Origin of the sequence: Yersinia artesiana (assembly GCF_902726545.1) — a bacterium.
In the GTDB taxonomy this organism is placed as follows: Bacteria; Pseudomonadota; Gammaproteobacteria; order Enterobacterales; family Enterobacteriaceae; genus Yersinia; species Yersinia artesiana.
The window spans coordinates 1-1,786 of record NZ_CACVAD010000101.1 but is presented as its reverse complement, the minus strand read 5'-3'; the positions used below and the strand labels follow the sequence as shown (position 1 = coordinate 1,786).

The following is a 1,786-nucleotide window of genomic DNA, read 5'->3' as shown; positions in this document are numbered from 1 at the left end:
CATCAGACAATCTGTGTGGACACTGCGCAATGCGTATCGTTAGGTAAGGAGGTGATCCAACCGCAGGTTCCCCTACGGTTACCTTGTTACGACTTCACCCCAGTCATGAATCACAAAGTGGTAAGCGCCCTCCCGAAGGTTAAGCTACCTACTTCTTTTGCAACCCACTCCCATGGTGTGACGGGCGGTGTGTACAAGGCCCGGGAACGTATTCACCGTAGCATTCTGATCTACGATTACTAGCGATTCCGACTTCATGGAGTCGAGTTGCAGACTCCAATCCGGACTACGACAGACTTTATGTGGTCCGCTTGCTCTCGCGAGTTCGCTTCACTTTGTATCTGCCATTGTAGCACGTGTGTAGCCCTACTCGTAAGGGCCATGATGACTTGACGTCATCCCCACCTTCCTCCGGTTTATCACCGGCAGTCTCCTTTGAGTTCCCACCATGACGTGCTGGCAACAAAGGATAAGGGTTGCGCTCGTTGCGGGACTTAACCCAACATTTCACAACACGAGCTGACGACAGCCATGCAGCACCTGTCTCACGGTTCCCGAAGGCACTAAAGCATCTCTGCTAAATTCCGTGGATGTCAAGAGTAGGTAAGGTTCTTCGCGTTGCATCGAATTAAACCACATGCTCCACCGCTTGTGCGGGCCCCCGTCAATTCATTTGAGTTTTAACCTTGCGGCCGTACTCCCCAGGCGGTCGACTTAACGCGTTAGCTCCGGAAGCCACGCCTCAAGGGCACAACCTCCAAGTCGACATCGTTTACAGCGTGGACTACCAGGGTATCTAATCCTGTTTGCTCCCCACGCTTTCGCACCTGAGCGTCAGTCTTTGTCCAGGGGGCCGCCTTCGCCACCGGTATTCCTCCAGATCTCTACGCATTTCACCGCTACACCTGGAATTCTACCCCCCTCTACAAGACTCTAGCTTGCCAGTTTCAAATGCAGTTCCCACGTTAAGCGCGGGGATTTCACATCTGACTTAACAAACCGCCTGCGTGCGCTTTACGCCCAGTAATTCCGATTAACGCTTGCACCCTCCGTATTACCGCGGCTGCTGGCACGGAGTTAGCCGGTGCTTCTTCTGCGAGTAACGTCAATCACAAAGGTTATTAACCTTTATGCCTTCCTCCTCGCTGAAAGTGCTTTACAACCCGAAGGCCTTCTTCACACACGCGGCATGGCTGCATCAGGCTTGCGCCCATTGTGCAATATTCCCCACTGCTGCCTCCCGTAGGAGTCTGGACCGTGTCTCAGTTCCAGTGTGGCTGGTCATCCTCTCAGACCAGCTAGGGATCGTCGCCTAGGTGAGCCATTACCCCACCTACTAGCTAATCCCATCTGGGCACATCCGATGGCGTGAGGCCCGAAGGTCCCCCACTTTGCTCTTTCGAGGTCATGCGGTATTAGCTACCGTTTCCAGTAGTTATCCCCCTCCATCAGGCAGTTTCCCAGACATTACTCACCCGTCCGCCGCTCGCCGGCAAAGTAGTAAACTACTTCCCGCTGCCGCTCGACTTGCATGTGTTAGGCCTGCCGCCAGCGTTCAATCTGAGCCATGATCAAACTCTTCAATTTAAGATTTGTTTGATTTGCTATGAGTTAACATAGCGATGCTCAAAGATTACTTTCTGCAAATATGCATTCGAACCGAAGTTCAAATGTGTACTGCTTTGGTCACTCTTCAAGACTTTGATATTTCTTCTGCCTGTCGAAACAGGCTTCGATATCGTCTTGCGAGTGCCCACACAGATTGTCTGATAAATTGTTAAAGAGC

1 rRNA gene is annotated in these 1,786 nt (G+C 52.0%); it reads right to left on the bottom strand.

From position 1 onward, the window contains the following. Positions 1-44: 44 nt before the first annotated feature. Positions 45-1,587: ribosomal RNA gene (locus HU019_RS20045) — 16S ribosomal RNA — on the bottom strand. Between the last annotated feature and the right edge of the window lie 199 nt (positions 1,588-1,786).